The organism is Kitasatospora sp. NPDC004723 (assembly GCF_040609255.1).
GTDB lineage: Bacteria > Actinomycetota > Actinomycetes > Streptomycetales > Streptomycetaceae > Kitasatospora.
In genome coordinates, this window is record NZ_JBEXJT010000018.1 from 13,645 (window position 1) to 30,586 (window position 16,942).

16 protein-coding genes, 2 tRNA genes and 1 riboswitch are annotated in these 16,942 nt (G+C 74.8%); of the genes, 12 read left to right on the forward strand and 6 right to left on the reverse strand.

All coding sequences use genetic code 11. The annotated features are described in order from the left end of the window. The first annotated feature begins 85 nt into the window (after positions 1-85). The 6 genes from lhgO to ABZW10_RS19100 all read left to right on the forward strand — a co-directional run bounded on the left by lhgO (position 86) and on the right by ABZW10_RS19100 (position 6,506). Positions 86-1,321, forward strand: coding sequence for an L-2-hydroxyglutarate oxidase (gene lhgO / locus ABZW10_RS19075; protein WP_355366780.1), 1,236 nt, complete (start codon positions 86-88; stop codon positions 1,319-1,321). A 127-nt stretch (positions 1,322-1,448) separates the two neighbouring features. After that, a complete protein-coding gene (gene trmB / locus ABZW10_RS19080; RefSeq protein ID WP_355366783.1) occupies positions 1,449-2,279 on the forward strand; it encodes a tRNA (guanosine(46)-N7)-methyltransferase TrmB in 831 nt (276 codons plus the stop codon). 126 nt (positions 2,280-2,405) lie between these two features. After that, complete coding sequence (locus ABZW10_RS19085; protein ID WP_355366785.1) at positions 2,406-3,752, forward strand: PrsW family intramembrane metalloprotease; 1,347 nt, start codon at positions 2,406-2,408, stop codon at positions 3,750-3,752. 96 nt (positions 3,753-3,848) lie between these two features. Next, a tRNA-Met gene (locus ABZW10_RS19090) sits at positions 3,849-3,922 on the forward strand. 194 nt (positions 3,923-4,116) lie between these two features. After that, complete coding sequence (locus ABZW10_RS19095; RefSeq protein ID WP_355366787.1) at positions 4,117-4,872, forward strand: hypothetical protein; 756 nt, start codon at positions 4,117-4,119, stop codon at positions 4,870-4,872. Between the two features lie 476 nt (positions 4,873-5,348). Beyond that, positions 5,349-6,506 (forward strand): hypothetical protein, encoded by a 1,158-nt coding sequence (locus tag ABZW10_RS19100; RefSeq protein ID WP_355366790.1) that lies wholly within the window; start codon positions 5,349-5,351, stop codon positions 6,504-6,506. Positions 6,507-6,512: 6 nt separating this feature from the next. Here ABZW10_RS19100 and ABZW10_RS19105 read toward each other — a convergent pair whose 3' ends face one another. The 4 genes from ABZW10_RS19105 to ABZW10_RS19120 all read right to left on the reverse strand — a co-directional run bounded on the left by ABZW10_RS19105 (position 6,513) and on the right by ABZW10_RS19120 (position 9,305). Then, a complete protein-coding gene (locus tag ABZW10_RS19105; RefSeq protein ID WP_355366793.1) occupies positions 6,513-6,962 on the reverse strand; it encodes a GNAT family N-acetyltransferase in 450 nt (149 codons plus the stop codon). A 37-nt stretch (positions 6,963-6,999) separates the two neighbouring features. Next, the gene (locus ABZW10_RS19110) at positions 7,000-7,734 is read right to left on the reverse strand and encodes a class I SAM-dependent methyltransferase (protein ID WP_355366796.1); all 735 of its coding nucleotides are present in this window, start codon (positions 7,732-7,734) and stop codon (positions 7,000-7,002) included. Positions 7,735-7,878: 144 nt separating this feature from the next. Next, entirely contained in the window at positions 7,879-8,607 is a 729-nt protein-coding gene (locus tag ABZW10_RS19115; protein ID WP_355366799.1) for a sensor domain-containing protein, read from the reverse strand. Between the two features lie 125 nt (positions 8,608-8,732). Beyond that, positions 8,733-9,305, reverse strand: a complete 573-nt coding sequence (locus ABZW10_RS19120) for a GNAT family protein (RefSeq protein ID WP_355366802.1) — start codon at positions 9,303-9,305, stop codon at positions 8,733-8,735. Positions 9,306-9,348: 43 nt separating this feature from the next. Here ABZW10_RS19120 and ABZW10_RS19125 point away from each other — a divergent pair, with 43 nt between their 5' ends. Then, a complete protein-coding gene (locus ABZW10_RS19125) occupies positions 9,349-10,314 on the forward strand; it encodes a hypothetical protein (RefSeq protein ID WP_355366804.1) in 966 nt (321 codons plus the stop codon). A gap of 184 nt (positions 10,315-10,498) precedes the next feature. Next, positions 10,499-10,948 (forward strand): hypothetical protein, encoded by a 450-nt coding sequence (locus tag ABZW10_RS19130; protein ID WP_355366806.1) that lies wholly within the window; start codon positions 10,499-10,501, stop codon positions 10,946-10,948. Between the two features lie 70 nt (positions 10,949-11,018). Here ABZW10_RS19130 and ABZW10_RS19135 read toward each other — a convergent pair whose 3' ends face one another. Continuing rightward, positions 11,019-11,888 (reverse strand): peptidoglycan DD-metalloendopeptidase family protein, encoded by an 870-nt coding sequence (locus ABZW10_RS19135; RefSeq protein WP_355366809.1) that lies wholly within the window; start codon positions 11,886-11,888, stop codon positions 11,019-11,021. Between the two features lie 12 nt (positions 11,889-11,900). Beyond that, a riboswitch (cyclic di-AMP (ydaO/yuaA leader) is annotated at positions 11,901-12,059 on the reverse strand. Positions 12,060-12,302: 243 nt separating this feature from the next. Between ABZW10_RS19135 and ABZW10_RS19140 the strand changes: the two genes are divergently transcribed. From ABZW10_RS19140 to ABZW10_RS19150, 3 genes are all read left to right on the forward strand, one after another. Beyond that, complete coding sequence (locus ABZW10_RS19140) at positions 12,303-12,593, forward strand: YiaA/YiaB family inner membrane protein (RefSeq protein ID WP_355366812.1); 291 nt, start codon at positions 12,303-12,305, stop codon at positions 12,591-12,593. Between the two features lie 121 nt (positions 12,594-12,714). Continuing rightward, entirely contained in the window at positions 12,715-13,542 is an 828-nt protein-coding gene (locus tag ABZW10_RS19145; RefSeq protein WP_355366815.1) for an alpha/beta hydrolase, read from the forward strand. Between the two features lie 46 nt (positions 13,543-13,588). After that, on the forward strand, positions 13,589-14,158 hold the full coding sequence (locus ABZW10_RS19150) for a TetR-like C-terminal domain-containing protein (RefSeq protein ID WP_355366818.1): 570 nt from the start codon (positions 13,589-13,591) through the stop codon (positions 14,156-14,158). Positions 14,159-14,232: 74 nt separating this feature from the next. Here ABZW10_RS19150 and ABZW10_RS19155 read toward each other — a convergent pair. Continuing rightward, a tRNA-Ile gene (locus ABZW10_RS19155) sits at positions 14,233-14,306 on the reverse strand. 230 nt (positions 14,307-14,536) lie between these two features. Here ABZW10_RS19155 and ABZW10_RS19160 point away from each other — a divergent pair. Beyond that, positions 14,537-16,873 carry a SpoIIE family protein phosphatase gene (locus ABZW10_RS19160; protein WP_355366821.1) on the forward strand — a complete coding sequence of 779 codons (2,337 nt, stop codon included), beginning with the start codon at positions 14,537-14,539 and terminating at the stop codon, positions 16,871-16,873. The last annotated feature ends 69 nt before the right edge of the window (positions 16,874-16,942 follow it).

The window sequence follows — 16,942 nt, forward strand, 5'->3', positions numbered from 1 at the left end:
CCGGCCCCCTCGACCGGCCCCCGCCGGCGTGGCAACATCGCGGACGGACGGGGACGGTCGGACGAGGCGAGGCGAGGAGCGGGCCGTGCGGTACGACGTCGACGTACTGGTGGTGGGGGGCGGGATCGTCGGGCTCGGCACGGCGTACGCGCTGACCGGGGCCCGGCCCGGGCTGCGGCTCACCGTCCTGGAGAAGGAGCCCGGCCTGGCCGCCCACCAGACCGGGCACAACAGCGGGGTGATCCACAGCGGCGTCTACTACCGGCCGGGTTCGCTCAAGGCCCGCTACGCGGTGGCCGGCGCCGCCGAGATGGTCGAGTTCTGCCGCGCCCACGCCATCCCCCACGAGGTCACCGGGAAGCTGATCGTCGCCACCGGGCCCGCCGAACTGGACCGGCTGCGCACGCTGGCCGAACGCGGCCGGGCCAACGGCATCCCGGTCACCGAGCTGGACCGCCGGGGCATCGCTGCCCACGAACCGCAGGTCACCGGCATCGCCGGGCTGCACATCGGGACCACCGGCATCTGCGACTTCCCCGCCGTGGCCGCCGCCTACGCGCGGCTGGCCCGCGAGGCCGGGGCGGAGATCCGCACCGGGGCCGAGCTGCGGGCGGTCGCCCGACGGGCCGACGGCGTCACCGTGCAGACCTCGGCGGGCGAGCTGCGCTGCCGGGTCCTGGTGAACTGCGCGGGCCTGCACAGTGACCGGATCGCCCGGCTGGCCGGTGACGACCCCGGGGTGCGGATCGTGCCGTTCCGCGGCGAGTACTACGAACTCGTCAAGGATCGGCGGGAGTTGGTCCGGGGGCTGGTCTACCCGGTACCCGACCCGGCCTTCCCGTTCCTGGGCGTCCACCTGACCCGCGGCGTGCACGGGGACGTGCACGTCGGCCCCAACGCGGTGCCGGCGCTGGCCCGCGAGGGCTACGACTGGCGCACCGTGCGCCCGCGTGACCTCGCCGGCACGGTCGCCTTCCCCGGCACCTGGCAGATAGCCCGCCGGCACTGGCGCTACGAGGTGGGCGAACTGCACCGCTCGCTGTCCAAGCGGGCGTTCACCGCCGCCGTCCGGCGGCTGCTGCCGGCCGTCACGGCGGCCGACCTGGTCCGGGCCGGGGCGGGCGTCCGCGCCCAGGCGGTGGCCCGGGACGGCTCGCTGCTGGACGACTTCGCCTTCGCCGGCTTCGACCCGGACGACCCGCGCTCCACCCGCCGCCTGGTGCACGTGCTGAACGCGCCCTCCCCGGCGGCGACCGCCTCGCTGCCGATCGGCCGGGAGGTGGCCCGCCGGGCGCTGGCCGCGCTGGAGGCGGGCGGCTGAGGACGGCCCGCGGCGACGGCGGACCGGGCGGACGCGAGGGTGGACGCGAGGTGGACGTGAGGGCCGACGTGGGGACCGTCACAGGGCCTGCGGCCCGCGACCGACCGCCCCGTAGACTCGGGTGATTGTGACTGCCACCGCCCCGATCCCCCAGCCATCGCCCTCCGCCCGGCTCTCCGCGGCGCCCGCCGCGTACCCCGCGCCGATGTACCCGCACAAGGCCACCGAGGCCCAGCACAGCGAGCGGCGCATCCGCAGCTTCCAGCCGCGCCGGGGCCGGATGACCAACGCCCAGGCGGGCGCGCTGGACCGGGGCTGGGAGAAGTACGGTATAGCGATCGACGGCACCCCGCTCGACCTGCCCGCGCTGTTCGACGGCCTGCCGGTCACCCTGGAGATCGGCTTCGGCATGGGCGAGACCACCGCCGCGATGGCCGCCGCCGACCCCGCGACGGGCATCCTGGCCGCCGACGTCCACACCCCCGGCCACGGCAACCTGCTCGGCCTGCTGGAGCGCGACGGCAGCACCAACGTCCGCCCGGCCGCCGGTGACGCCGTGATCCTGCTGCGCGACATGCTGTCCGACGCCTCGCTGGCCGGTCTGCGGGTCTACTTCGCCGACCCGTGGCCCAAGCCCAAGCACCACAAGCGCCGCCTGGTCCAGCCCTCCTTCCTGGAACTGGTCCTCCCCCGGCTGGCACCCGGCGCGCTGGTGCACTGCGCCACCGACTGGGAGCCGTACGCCGAGCAGATGCTCGACGTGCTGTCCGCCTCGCCGGAGCTGGAGAACCTGCACCCCGAGGGCGACGGCACCGGCTGGCTGGAGCCGGCCGACCACCCGGACGGCTCCGTCCCCGGCTACGCGCCGCGACCCGCCTGGCGTCCCGTCACCAAGTTCGAACGGGCCGGCATCGCCAAGGGCCACGTGGTGCACGACCTGCTGTTCCGCCGCCGCTGAGCCCCCGCCGGGCGTTCGACCCGGCGAACCGCGCCGGCCCCGGTGGCCGCCGGCGGACGGGACCGGAGCGAGGCGCCCGCCCCGACTCCTCCCGGCCGCCGGGCGGCGTGGCCTACCCTGTGGCGCGTGAGCACCCCGTCCGGCGGCGGGTACGAGATCACCGTGCGGGCCGCCGACGACCGAGAGATGCCCACGCCCACCGCCGGCACCCGGACCATCCCGGGGCCCCGGAGGCGCCGGGCGCACCGGCTCGTGCCCGCCCTCGTGTCCCGGCCGCGCCGCGCGGACGCCCCCGCCGGCCCGGACGCACCGCCCGCGACCGCCGACCCAGCCCGCCCCGCCGGCGCCGCCGCCCGTGCGCTGCGCTCGGTCGCGTTCTCCTCGGTGACCGCGACCGTCGTCCTGGCCCTGGCCGGCTGCGGCGTGCTGATCCTCCACCTGGTCCGCCGCCAGACCGGCACCGCCGGGCTGCTGGTCGGCCTCGGCCTGGCGATGGTCCCGCTGCCCTTCGTGCTCGGCGGGCTCGCCTGGCTCAACCAGACCGCTCGGGTACCGCTGCGGCACATCGTCTTCTGCCTCGGCTGGGGCGCCTGCGCCGCCACCACGGTGGCCATCCTGGCCAACAGCTGGACCAGCAGCTACCTCACCGCCCACCAGGGCAGCCTCGGCCAGGCGCTGGGCGCCGACGTGGTCACCCCGGTGATCGAGGAGAGCGCGAAGGGCGCCGCCCTGCTCGTCCTGCTGCTGCCGCTCGGCCGCCGGCTGCGCTGTGCGGCCCGGCCCGATGCGGGGCCCGGTGCGGGCCCGGGCGGACGGCCCGGCGCGGGCCCGGCGCACCGGCTGCCCGGCCCCCGGCGCCCGCGCGGGTACGAGCGCCGGCTCGCCCTGCCGCACGCCCGCGGCCGACTACGGCTGCGCCCCTACCTGCGCCCGCTGCTCCACCCGCTGCCAGGCCCGTTGCCCGGCCCGCGCCCCGGCCACCGGCGGGCCCGGTCCCGGCCGCGGGTCCTGGCCGCCGGGGTGGTGCTCGGCGGGATCACCGCCTGCGGCTTCGCCTTCACCGAGAACGCGCTCTACCTGGGGCGGGCGTTCACCGACGACCAGCAGCAGCGGCTGGACAGCATCGGCCTCGGCGAGCCGCCGAGCCTGCGGGACTTCGACAGCACGGTGCAGACCTTCGTGCTGCGCGGCCTGCTCTCGCCGTTCGCCCACCCGCTGTTCACCGCGCTGACCGGGCTGGGGCTGGCACTCACCCTCACCACCGGGCGCCGCTGGCCGGCCCGGCTGGCGGCGCCGACCGGGCTGGTCCTGTCGGTGGCCCTGCACGGCACCTGGAACGCCGCCGCCGACCTCGGCACCCGCGGCTTCCTGCTGGTGTACGCGGTGCTGATGGTGCCCTGCTTCGCGGCGCTGGTCTGCTTCGCCGCCTGGGCCCGGACGCGGGCCGGACGGCACACCGCGCGGGAACGATGAGGGACGGTGCGCCGCGTGGTGGGCGGGGGTGCGCGGGGACGGATGTGGAACCGATTTCCCATTCGGGCGACTTCCCCGTATGGTTGTGTTCACCGACGCGGGGTGGAGCAGCTCGGTAGCTCGCTGGGCTCATAACCCAGAGGTCGCAGGTTCAAATCCTGTCCCCGCTACTCAGTAGCCGAAGGGCCCGGAGGATTCGTCCTCCGGGCCCTTCGTCATGCCCGGCGTCCCGCGCGCGGCACGGTCCTGCCACGAAGCTGTAACGGCGCGGCGAGTCAAGATCAGTTAAATGATCTTTCGATCATACTGAGCGGGAAAATCACTTGTTCGGACGCGTACCGTCATGTCCGGGTTAGGAAGACTCATGCTGTCGAAGCGCCTTGCCAGCACCGCCGCGATCTGTCTGCTGCTGGCCGCCGGGGCGACCGCCTGCGGCGACGACAAGGCCTCCGCCACCAAGCTGGACACCGCCAAGCTCAGTGCCGAGGAGATCCAGAAGAAGGCCAAGGACGCCCTGGCCGGTGCCACCTCGGTCAAGGTCGTGGGCTCCATCAGCAACGCCGCCGAGAAGATGACCGTGGACCTGGCGGTCGACACCGAGGGGAAGTGCAAGGGCTCCATCTCCATGCCCGGGATGGGCAAGTTCGAGCTGCTGGGCGACGGCAAGCAGGTCTACCTGAAGCCCGACGCCGAGTTCATCGGCAACGTCGCCGGGGGCGGCGCCGAGGGCGCCCAGGCCGCCGAGCTGCTCAAGGGCCGCTACATCGCGGGTGTCCAGGACGACCCCGACATGAAGGAGCTCACCACCGCCTGCAACCTCAAGGACCTCACCAAGAGCTTCCTGGAGGACGGCAAGTCCACCGACCTGACCAAGGGCTCGGCCGGCACCGTCAACGGCGCGAAGACCTTCAGCGTCAAGTCGAAGAACAGCGGCGGCGACGAGATGGTCCTGCACGTCGCCACCGAGGGCACCCCGTACCCGCTGCGGATCGAGAAGACCGGCAAGGGGGGCGGCCAGGCGGACTTCACCGAGATCAACAAGCCGCTGACCATCCAGGCCCCGCCGGCCGACCAGATCATCGACTACTCGAAGTTCAAGTCCCAGGCCCACGCCGCCTGATCCGGCACCGGGCAGCACGCCGGATAAATCCGTTGCCCTCCGTCCGGCGGCCTGCCTATGGTGGCGGCACACTGAAAGGAGGTGATCCTGAATTGAGTTCCATCAGGATGTGTGAGGTGGCTGCTCGCTAGAGCCGCCCCTGCCTGCGCAGGGCGAGGTCCTGGGCCTCCGGCAGGCGAAATCCCAAGCAGTCACCCGGCCCGCGGGCTCACCGGTACATCCCCGGTGCCTCGGCGCCCGATGCCCCTGATCGTGGGCACGGACGCCGCGGAGCAGCCCGCGGGCCGTCTGCGTTCCCGAACAGTCCCACCGCACCCGTTCCGTGCGGGTGTGTCCGCGCTCCGCGCGGGGCATCAGGCCCTCGGCATCGGGGGCGTCCCCGCTAGAGTCGGCGCGCGCTCCGCAGGGGCGGGGTGCGGCACTGGGGGTGGTGGGCGATGGCGACGGCGAATCGGCGGACCGGCGGACCGGCGGTCGTGCGAACGGCACAGCGGGCGGCGGCCGGGATGCTGCTGGGCTCGGGACTGGTGGGCCTGGTGCTGTTCTCGCTGGGGCGGCCGCACCCCTGGCAGGCACTGGGCGGCGGACTGGTGGTGGCCTGCGCGGCGACCCTGGTCGGCGGCGCGCTGGGGTTCCTGTTCGGGGTGCCCCGGGTGCGCGGCGGCTCGGGCGGCACGGGAGCCGCCGGGGCCGGTGAACCGCACGGCTCGTACGCGCCGAACACCAACCTCGAACAGGTCTCGGACTGGCTCACCAAGGTGCTGCTGGGCGTCGGGCTGACCCAGCTCGGCTCGCTCGGCGAGCGCTTGGACCGGCTCGGGACGGCGCTCGCCCCGGCCCTGGGCGGCGGCGCGGGCACGGCACCGTTCGCGGCCTCGCTGGTCCTCTACTTCCTGCTGCTCGGCTTCCTGGCGGGCTGGCTGCTGACCCGGCTGGCGCTGCCGCGGGTGCTCTCCGACGCCGACCAGGCACTGGACCTCTTCCTCGCCGGGCAGGACCGGGACCGCAAGGGCGACAAGGTGGGCGCCGACGACCTGCGGATGCGGGCGATGCAGCACCTGGGCCTGGTCGGCTCCAGCCCCGGGAAGCCGGACGACCTGCCCGACTCGATGCTGCCGGCGGACCGGGTGACCGGGCCGGAGCGGGTGGTGGCCGAGGTGCGGTCGACGGCCCGGCGGTCGGCGCTGACGGCGTCCCGGGTGCGGGAGCTGTTCGCGGACGGCTCGGAGGGACGGCGGGTCCAGGCGCTGGCCCTGATGCAGGGCGATCCGGCGCTCGCCGACCTGCCGAGCGTGCTGGAGGCGATCGAGCACCCGCGCTCCGGGTTCGAGCAGTACCACGCGCTGCTGGCGGCACGCGGGCTGATGTCCGGGCTGCCGGCCGAGGAGGCCGGGCGGCTGCGGGACGCGGTGGCGGGACGGCTGATGGCGCCGGACGGGATCCCGTACGGCTCGGACCGGAGCTGGCTGGCGGAGAAGATCCTCTCGGGTCTGGAGGCTCCCGGGCTGGTGCCGCGCCGACCGGGCGGAACGATCCCGGCCCAGGCACCGGCCCCGGCACCGGCCGCGGCGACGGCACCGGCCGCGGCGACGGCACCGGCACCGGCGGCGCAGGCCGGGGAGCCGCGGGACTGACGGGGCCTACAGCGGGAAGCGGAGTTCGGGCCGGTCCCAGCCGATCGGCGGCCGGGCCGGGAAGGTGCCGACCCGCTCGGCGCCCATCCGCAGGTAGAAGGCCTCGGCGGGCGGGTGGGAGACCACCCGGACGGCACCGTCGACGCCGAGGGCGCGGGCGCGGTCGAGCAGGTGGGTGATGAGCCGGCGGCCGATGCCGAGGCCCTGTGCGTCGTCGGCGACGAACATGAGGTCGAGCTCGGCGGGGTCGGTGATCAGCGCGTAGAAGCCGAGCAGGTGGTCGTCGGCGGCGCGGACCGCGAGGTGGACCTCGTGCCGGGCCAGGTACTCGGGCGTCACCCGGTAACCGGCGATCATCGGAGCGTAGGCGCCCCGGTAGGCGGAGCAGTCCTGGATCAGGGCGGTGAGCCGGTCGGCGTCCGAGGCCTCGGCCGGCTTGATCATCGTCTCGGTCATGGCCGGTCAGTATAGGGGTGAACCTATCAAGTGGCCATTACCCACGGGGGCTGACCCGGTGCAGCACCAGCACCCGCTGGGCCCGGCCGCCCCGGTCGACGGGTGGCACCACCCGGATCTCGCTGGCGATCCGGCGCTCGCCGAGCGCACGGCGGACGGCGTCCATCCCGGCGGTGCGGCGCCCTTCGCCGTCGTACAGCGGGTGGACCCGGACCTCGCCGCCGGGGGCGGTGACCCGGACCAGTTCGAGCAGCGCGGCCAGCTGCCGCTCCGGTCCGAACAGTTCGGGGTAGGCGAAGACCAGGTAGCCGCTCAGGGTGAGGGCGAAGGTGCCGTCCGCGAAGGGGAGCCGGGGCAGCTCGGCCGCGACGTACTGGCCGGGGTGGGCGGCGCGGTCGGCGGCGAAGAGCCGGCGGGCCCGGTCCCAGCCGCGCAGGTAGTGCTCGGGCCGGCGGTGCCGGCGGGCCGGGTAGAGGTCCGGGCGGGCCGCCATCGCGGCGGCCATGGCGGCCCGGGCGGCCAGGGCGCGGGCGGTGATCTCGCCGGCCGGCCGGGCGTACACCGGGTCGGCGGCGATCACCCGGCAGCCGAGCGGACGGGCCTCGGCGACCAGTGCGGCGGCGCCGCCGGGGCAGTCCAGCAACGGGCCCGGCAGGGCGGCGATCCCGGCGCGGGTGAGGCCGAAGAGGCCGCGGTACTCGTCCAGCGGGCGGGAGGTCACCAGGGGTGCGGACGGGACCGCGGCCGGGGCGCGGGCGGTCCGGTCGGCCATCGCCGCCATCCGACCACGGGCCGCCGGCGCCCGCACCCGGAGCCCTCCGGGCCGGGCGCGGGGCGCGGCGTCGGGTGCGGGCGTCGGGTGCGGGCGTCGGATGCGGGCGCCGGGTGCGGGCGCCGGGTGCGGGGCCGGGGAAGGTCAGCGGCCGAGCAGGCCGCGGGCGGCGAGGCGGTTGACGTTGGTCAGGCCGCGCACCAGCTGCGGGGTCAGGAAGACGAACAGCATGCCGACCAGGCAGACTCCGGCGATCTGCAGCGGCGACTGGATGTAGTACTCGTGCCGGACGCCGTCGTCGCCGGTGAAGTCGAAGAGCCGGTAGCCGGGCCAGTCGACGTAGCGCGGGAACACCCAGTGGTAGACGGGGTAGAGCGCGAGCGTCCAGCCGACACAGAGGAAGACCAGCGACACCGCCATGCTGAGGATCGCCCACGGCAGCATCACCACCTGGTGGAGCACGGCCTTCCAGCCGGCCGCGTCCGCGAGGCGGGCGGTGATCGTGCCCCAGGCGCCCGGCCGGACGGCGCGGACCGGCGCCGGGGCGGGCACGTCCAGGGCCAGCAGGCCGCGCACCCGGGCCCGCTCCAGCCCGCCGAAGCCGCGGGCGGTGGCGGTCAGCGCGGCCAGCACCGGCAGGCCGAGCACGGTGACGACGGTGCCGAGGCCGAGCGAGAACAGCACGACGGCGACGGCGAAGCCGACGACCGCCAACGGCAGGCCGGTCAGCGTGTAGCCGATCTCGCGGTAGAAGTAGGAGGTGAACGGGGCCCGCCAGGCGTACGGCGGCTCCTCGATGCGGCGGGCGACGGTGCGGCGGTCGCCGCCGTCGTACGCGTCGTACTCGTCGCGCTGCATGCTGTGGGTGCTCATGGCCGGCTCTCGGTCCCTCGGGTCGGTCGCGGTTCGGGCTCGTGGGGTCTGTCCTGCTGACTCCCCAAGCCTGTCAAAGCGCGCCGCGGCGGAACATCCGGCTCCCCGGCGAACCGGGGGTGGGGTTATCCCCCGGTCACCGGCTCGTCGTCGGCGAGGAGCGCGTACTGGTAGGCGTCGCGCCAGCCGTCCCGGCGGCGGTAGTCGTGCCGGACCCGGCCCTCCAGCCGGAAGCCCGCCCTGGTCAGCACCCGGATCGAGGCGGCGTTGTCGACGTCCACCCGGGCCTCCAGCCGGTGCAGGCCGAGCGGACCGAAGGCGAGCTCCCGCAGCAGCCCGACCAGCTCGCCCGCGTAACCGAGCCCCCAGACGTCGCGGCGCAGGGCGTAGCCGAGGTGGGCGGCGCGGTGGGGGACGAGACCGAGCGCGGCGTTGCCGATCGGGACGGCGCGGGCCGGGTCGTCGGCGTCGGCGAGGCGGGTGACGGCCAGCCGGTAGACGTCCCGGTGCTCCTTCTCCGCCTCCTCCACGAACTGGGCGACCTGGTCGGCGCAGGTCTGCGGATCCCACGGCGCGAAGGGGAGGTAGCGGGTGGCCTCCGGGTCGCCGAACACCGCGTGCAGCGCGTCCACGTCCTCCGGGGTGTGGTGGAACTCGCGGACGGCCAGCCGGGGACCGGTGAGTCGGACGGGGACCATGGCTCCCGACCCTACCCCCGACCAGCGGTTACGGTTCGTGGTTATGGAAGACGAAGACCTGCGGCTCGCCCCGCGCACCAAGGCCGCCGAACTGCTCGCCTGGGCGGAGGCGACGGGCCACCGGCCGGTCGCCGAGGCCCCGCTGCGGGCGGTGCTGGCGCTGCTGGAGCTGGGCGGGGGCAGGATGCACGACGGCTGGCCCGAACTGACCTCCGCCGCGGTGGAGCACCTGCTGTACGAGCGGCTGTACCTGTACGTCCAGCCGGAGCCGGGACAGGACCCGCTGGCGTACGGCGCGGCGGTGCGGCTGCTGGTCGACCACCAGCGGGCGGCGAAGCGGCTGAACGCCAAGCGGCAGGAGCGGCTGCACGCCGAGGCCGAGTGGCAGGGCGAGGTGGCGGCCGGGCTGCTGCGCCGGGCGGACCTGGTGACCTGGCCCCGGCTGTACACGCTGCTGCTGCGCGCGGACGGGGTGGACACCGGCGACGAGGCTGCGGTGCGGGCCTGGCTGGAGGGGTTCCGGGAGCTGGCGCCGCAGGAGCGGTCGGCGGCCTTCGCGGCGCTGGAGGCGGACGGGCAGCTGGACCCGGTGGACGACGGGGGCTGGGACGGCGGGACCCGGGCGCTGGCGGTCGGGATGGCCACCGACGGCGCGCGGCGGCTGCTGGAGCAGGGGCTGATGCAGCGCAGCTACCGGAACCTGGCGGAGCTGACGGCGCTGGGCCGGCCGATGCCGCAGGAGCTGGCCGGGGACTTCGGGGCGTTCGAGGAGGCCGCGGTCGAGGCCGCGCTGGAGCTGGCCGGCGGGTGGACGGTGCCGGGGCTGCCGCGGCTGCTGGTGGAGGAGTTCCCGGAGCTGGCGCCGGAGCCGGGGCAGGCGGAGATCGACGCCTACCTGGCCGGGCTGGAGCCGGCGGAGGACCCCGAGGGATTCGAGGGATTCGAGGGGCCTGAGGGGTCGGAGGGGCCTGAGGGGCCGGAGGGGTACGAGGGACCCGAGGCGGAGTAGCGACGGCAGGGCACGACCGTGGATTCGAGCCACCGAGAGGTCAATTCCGGTACTCCTCAAGGGATTCGGGGCCGGTCAGGAGTGATGGATCGGGTGCGGTGGAATCATCCGACATGTGAAGCGTGACATATCACACGCGCTCCACGGCTCCTCCTGCCACCGTTTTCGAAGGAGAAAAACCCTGATGAAGCGTTTCGTCGCAGTCCTGGCGGCCGGTACCGCGCTGTCCTCGCTCGGTGTCGCGGGTGCCGCCCAGGCCACCGCGCAGACCACCGGCACGACAGCGAGCACCACGACCACCTCGACCACCACCTGTGCCGACGGCCCCGTCGGTGTACTCCGGAGCCAGGTCTGCGTCACGATCGACGGCACCGGCGTGACGGCCGGCGGCTACACCTCGCCGACCCGTTCCGACTGGACCGCGCAGTCCGCCTCGTACACCCTGACCCTCGGCGTCGTCGGCGGTGCCTCGCTCGGCACCGACACCGGGAGCGGCATCCTCCCGCCCGGCGGGCGCGGCTTCGGCTACCTGGCGGCCACCGCGCCGTGCGGCTCCACCGTCACGGCCACCCTCACGACCACCACCTGGGGCTACGGGACGGCCGCGACCGTCACCGCGCCCGTCACCTGCTGATCCCCGACAGCACCCCGCCCCGCCGGATCGCGTCCGGCGGGGCGGGGTGCTCAGGGTGTCCGGGGCGGCGTCAGGGGGTGACGCCGCGCTGCTCGAACCAGCTCTCCGGGTCGACGGGGGCGCCGCCGCCCGGGCGGACCTCGACGTGCAGGTGCGGGCCGGTGACGTTGCCGGTCGCGCCGACCTTGCCGATCTGCTGGCCGGGGACGACCTTGCCCGAGCCCTTGATGATCGAGGAGAGGTGGCAGTACCAGATCTCGGTGCCGTCGGGCAGGGTCTCGACGATCCGGTAGCCGTAGGCGCCGGCCCAGCCGGCCGAGGTGATGGTGCCCTGGCCGACCGCGTAGACCGGGGTGCCGGTGCCGGCGGCGAAGTCCAGGCCGGTGTGCAGGTGGGCCCAGTAGCGGGCGCTCTGGCCGTAGTGGGCGGAGAGGTTGTAGTCCCGCACCGGCAGCTTGATGGCGGCGAGCTTGGCCTTCTCGGCCTCCTCGGCGACCCGCTTGGCCTCCTCCTGCTGGGCGACCTGGGCGGCGCGCTTGGCCTCGGCCTCCTGGGCGGCCTGGACGCGGGCGTTCTCCTCGGCCGCGGTGCGCTGGCTGTCGGCCTGCTGCTGGATGCGGGCGGCGAGCGCGAGGCCGGGGTCGGCGGAGAGCGCGACCGGCAGTTCGTCGGGCGTCTCGACAGCGGGAGCGGCGGCCGGGGTGGCGGAGGCGAAGCCGGTGGCGCCCAGGGTGGCGGCGACGGCGGTGACGCCGAGCAGCGGAGCGGTGCCGCGGCCCTGCCGGGGCATCCGGTGCCGGCTGGTCTCGGCGGCCGGCGGAGCGGTCTCGTCGGCGGGGCCGCCGAACGGGCCCTGCCCGGTGAACGGGCCGGGGTGGTCGAGCAGCTGGGTACCGGCCGAGGAACCGGACGGGTGTGCCGGGGTATGCGTCGACGCCACGGAGGCGCGCTCCTTTCCTTCCTTCGCGCCTACCGGGTTAGCTGACGGGTTCGGAGCAGGAAGGTCTCCTACGGCCGGGCCTGAGCCTGGCCGATTCACCCCAAGGAACGTGGTTCCCCGGCTCCCTGGCCTGCCCGAAGGCCGGCCGGCGGGATTAGGCGACGGCGCACGGTGCCGTCTGGGTACGGCGTTGCGACCGCGCTGCGTTATCAAACGTTAATCCGAGAGGCCCCCGATTCCAAGCCATCCGTTGGTGACGACCGATACGGACCGGACACCACGCGGTCCGGTGGGCGATTTGGGACGTTTGATGACAACTGACACTACCGAACGTGTCAGGACGTCAACGAACGGCCCCTCACTTGAGTACGCCTACTCATGTGCGGCCGGGCGCCGCGCGGCCATCCTGACGCCATGAGCGCACCGATGCAGTCCCGCACCACGCCTGCGTACTACATCCAGGCCGTGCTGTCCTTCGCCCTCTCCGGCACCGCCCTCGGCGTCGGGATCGCCTTCCTCCCGGTGGAGCCGTGGACCCGGGCGTTCCTCGCCCTCGGCCTGCTCTACACGATCACCTCGACGTTCACCCTCTCCAAGGTGGTCCGGGACCGGCAGGAGACCTCCGAGCTGGTGACCCGGGTCGACCAGGCGCGGCTGGACAAGCTGCTGACCGAGCACGACCCGTTCAAGGTGGAAGGCGTCTGACCGGCCCCGCCGGCGGGACCGGTCGCACGGAGAACGGTCGATAGCTTGACGGCTAAGGCTATTAGCCTTAGCTTTATGGCTATCGGCACGTCGCCGACGATCCCGCCCCAGGAGGCTCCCCATGAACGGCACCCTCGCCCCCGTCACCCGCCACCTCGACCTGCCCGGCGGCCGGATCGCCTTCGACGACACCGAGCGCGGCGAGGGCGCCCCGGTCGTCCTGCTCCCCGGGATGCTCGACAGCCGGGCCGCCTACCGCCACCTGCGCCCGCTGCTGGCCGCCGCCGGCCGCCGGGTGATCACCATGGACCTGCGCGGCTTCGGCGAGTCCTCGATCCTGTGGGACGACTACTCCCCCGCCGCGATCGCCGGTGACGTCCTCGCCCTGCTGGACCACCTGGGCATCGACCGGGCGGTGCTGGCGGGCAACTCCTACACCGGCGCCAGCGTCGTCAAGGCCGCCGGGGACGCCCCCGAGCGGGTCGCCGGCATCGTCCTGATCGACGCCTTCGTCGAGAACGTGCCGCCGGGCGCGCTGCAGCGTCTGGTGGTCGGCGCGATGGGCGCGCTGCTGGTGCGCTCGCCCGCGTTCTGGGGCCTCTACCACCGCAAGGCCGCCTACCCGGGCCCCAAGCCGGCCGACCACGAGGAGTACGTGGCCGGGCTGGTCGCCGCGATGCGCACCCCGGGCCGCCGGACCGCCACCCGCGGCTATGTGCGCGGCGACTCGGCGCCGACCGGCTGGACCGCCGCCGTGCGCTGCCCGGCGCTGGTGGTGATGGGCGCCGAGGACCCCGACTTCTCGAAGCCGGAGCTGGTCGCCGACCGGCAGGCCGCCGCGCTGAACGCGCGCAAGGTGATGATCGAGGGCGCGGGCCACTACCCGATGGCCGACCACCCGCGGGCGACCGCCGACGCCCTGCTGCCCTTCCTCGCCGACCTGGCCTGAGCACCACTGGCCGTCCCGCCCCGCCCCCCCCGCTAGGAGAACCGCTGTGCCCCGAGTCGGACTGACCCCCGAGCAGGTCGTCGGCCACGCCCTCGCCCTCATCGACGAGCAGGGCCCCGAGGCCCTCACCCTGGCCGCCGTGGCCGCCCGCGCCGGGGTCGCCACCCCCTCGCTGTACAAGCACGTCAGCGGCGGCCTGGCCGAACTGCGCCGGCTGGTGGCCGTCCGGGTGACCGAGGAACTGGCCGACCGGCTCGCCGAGGCCGCGCTCGGCCGCAGCGGGGACGCCGCGGTCGCCGCCGTCCTGCGGTCGTACCACGCGTACGCCACCGAGCGCCCGCACCGCTACGCCGCCCTGCCGCAGGCGCCGCAGCCGGACGCGGACCTGGCCGTGGCGGCGGGCCGGCTGGTCGGGGTGATCGTCGCGGTGCTGCGCGAGTACGGGCTGGAGGGCTCCGAGGCGATCCACGCCGCCCGCACCTTCCGCTCGCTGGCCCACGGCTTCGCCGCGCTGTCGACCGGCGGCGCCTTCCAGCTCGCCGAGGACCTCGGGGAGACCCAGGAGCGCATGATCACCGTGCTGACCGCCGGCCTGCGCGGCTGGCCCCGCCCCTGAGCGGCGCCGGCCGGGGGGGCCGGGGAACGCCGAAGGGACCGGAGCGGGATCGCTCCGGTCCCTTCGGGGTGGTGTGGGGCTAACAGGACTTGAACCTGTGGCCTCTTCCTTATCAGGGAAGCGCTCTAACCGTCTGAGCTATAGCCCCGTACCGTCCGACCCGCCTGTACGGCGGCACGTCGTACGGAGAAGGGTACCGGACCCGGAGGGGGTGCCCGTACCCCGGCCGCCCCGCTGCCCGTACACGGCTGTCCGCTTGCCGTACACCCGCCGATCGGGCACCACGGAGAGCGCCGTTCACCCCACGCCTCACTCGCTTAAGAAATAAGGTATTAAGAATTAACTGCCCCATAAGGAACCGGAGAGGCCGGCCGTCCCGTGGACCCGCGCAGCAGCCCCACCGCGCGCAGTGCCATGCGCTGCGTCCGATTACTGCTCGGCTGCACCAGCGCCGCCGAACTGCTCGGCACCGTGCTCGCCGAGGGCCCCGGCTGGATCACCGGCGAGGGCTCGGCGCTCTACCTGCTGGATCCCGGCGGCATGCTCCGGCTCACCGCCTCCCACGGCCTGCCCGACTGGGCCCACGAGCGCTACAGCGTGGTCGACCCGGCCAGTGAGCTGCCCGCCGCGATGGCGCTGAAGCTGCGCCGCCCCTATCTGCTGAGCCCCGAGCGCACCAGCGTCGACTACCCCAACCGCAACGCCGGCATGGGCACCGGGATGGTCGCCATCGTCGCCCTGCCGATGGTCGTCGACGAGCGGCCGATCGGCGTGCTCGTCCTCGCGCTCGCCCACCGGGGGATCGTCCCGCGACGCGACCTGGACGTGCTGGAGACCCTCGCGGACGCCTGCGCGCACCGGCTGGCCCACCTGCTGGAGCACGCCGGCGCACCTCGGGCGCCGCGCACCGGCGGCGCGGCGAACGGGGTGCGCCCCGGCCCCGGCCCGGGCGGCGACCCGGCCGCCGGGACGGCCCACCCGCTGCTCTCGCTCGCCGTGCGCGCCGCCGGGCACGGCGCCTTCGAGCGCGATCTGGTCACCGGCGAGACCCACTGGGACGCCCAGGCGCTGCGGCTGGTCGGCCGGCCCGCACCGGCGGACGGCGGCCCCGCCCCCGCGCCCGACCTCGACCTCGTCGTCCACCCCGAGGACCTGCCGGACGTCCAGGCCGCGCTCGCCGAGGCGCTCTCCACCGGCGGCCCGTACCGGATCCGCTACCGGGTGCCGCGCCTGGGCGGCGGGGTGATCCGGATCGAGGAGACCGGCGAGGTCATGCTGGACGTGCACCGCCGTCCGGTCCGGATCTCCGGGCTGATCGCCGATCTCGACCACGGCCGCGCCCCCGACGAACGCCGCACCGGACGCCGGAGGCGGTCGGACGGGAGCACCGGGAACGCCGGGAACGCCGACGGGGCCGCCGAGGGGACGTCCGCCGCCGGGGCCCGTTCGGCGCTGCTGCTGGCGCTCACCCGGACGCTGTCCCGGGCGATCACCGTCCGGGACGTCACCACGGCCGTGACCGACGTCGCCCGCCCCGCCTTCGGCGCGGCCAGCATCGTGCTGGACCTGGTCGACGAGGGCCGGCTGCTGCCCGTCGCGCACACCGTCTACGGCGGCCCCCGGCGCACCGAGCTGACCCGGCTGGCCGACCTGTCGGAGGGCGTGATGCAGCGCGCGCTGGCCCGCTCGACCCCGCTGTTCAGCGAGCCGGCCCGGCGCGGACGGGGACGCGTCCGGGCCCCGGAGCGCGAACGGCCTCGGGAGCCGGACACCGGGGGCTGCGGCCCGCTCGCCCCGGCCGCGTGGGCGGTGCTGCCGCTGGTCGCCTCCGGCCGGCAGGTCGGCTCCTGCCTGATCACCTTCGCCACCGAGCGGATCTTCAGCCGCGAGGACCGCACCCTCTACTCCGCCTTCGCGGGCATCCTCGCGCAGTCCCTGGAACGGGCCCGCCTCTACGACACCCACCACCACCGGGCCACCGAGCTGCAGCGCGCGATGCTGCCGCGCAGTCTGCCCCGGCTGCCCGGGATCGCCACCGCCGCCCGCTACCTGCCGAGCACCGAGGGCATGCAGATCGGCGGCGACTGGTACGACCTGCTGCGGCTGCCGGACGGCCGGATCGGCCTGGTGATCGGCGACGTCCAGGGCCACAACGCCGAGGCCACGGCGGTGATGGGCCAGCTGCGCAGCGGGCTGCGCGCGTACGCCACCGACGGGCACGATCCGGCGGCCACGCTGGCCCGGACCAGCCGGCTGCTCGCTGAGCTGGACACCGAGCTGTTCGCCACCTGCCTCTATCTGACCCTCGACCCGGCCGACGGCACGCTGCGGGCCGCCCGCGCCGGTCACCCGGCCCCGGCCAGGGTCACCGAGGACGCCAAGGCGGTGGAGCTGGAGCTGCCCGGCGGCCCGCCGCTGGGCGTCGCCCCGGACCGGCCGTACCCGCTGGCGGTGGAGCGGCTGGCGCCCGGCGAGACGCTGCTCGTCTACACCGACGGACTGGTGGAGGACCGCGAGGAGGACTACGACGAGTCGGTGCAGCGGATGCTCGGCGGGCTGGAGCTGTGGGCGCGCAACGCCGGTCCGGTGCGGGTGGAGCCCGGTCCGGCCCTGGAGAGGTTGGCCGATCTGCTCACCCTGAACGTCATCGAACGGCGTTCGCGTCCGGACGATGTCGCGCTGCTGCTGTTGCACCGGTTGTCCACTGTGCACTAGTGGGACCGGTGGGGCGCCGATCGGAGGTCCACGGACCGTCCGATCGCGTCCGAAGCAGGGCGGTTTGGC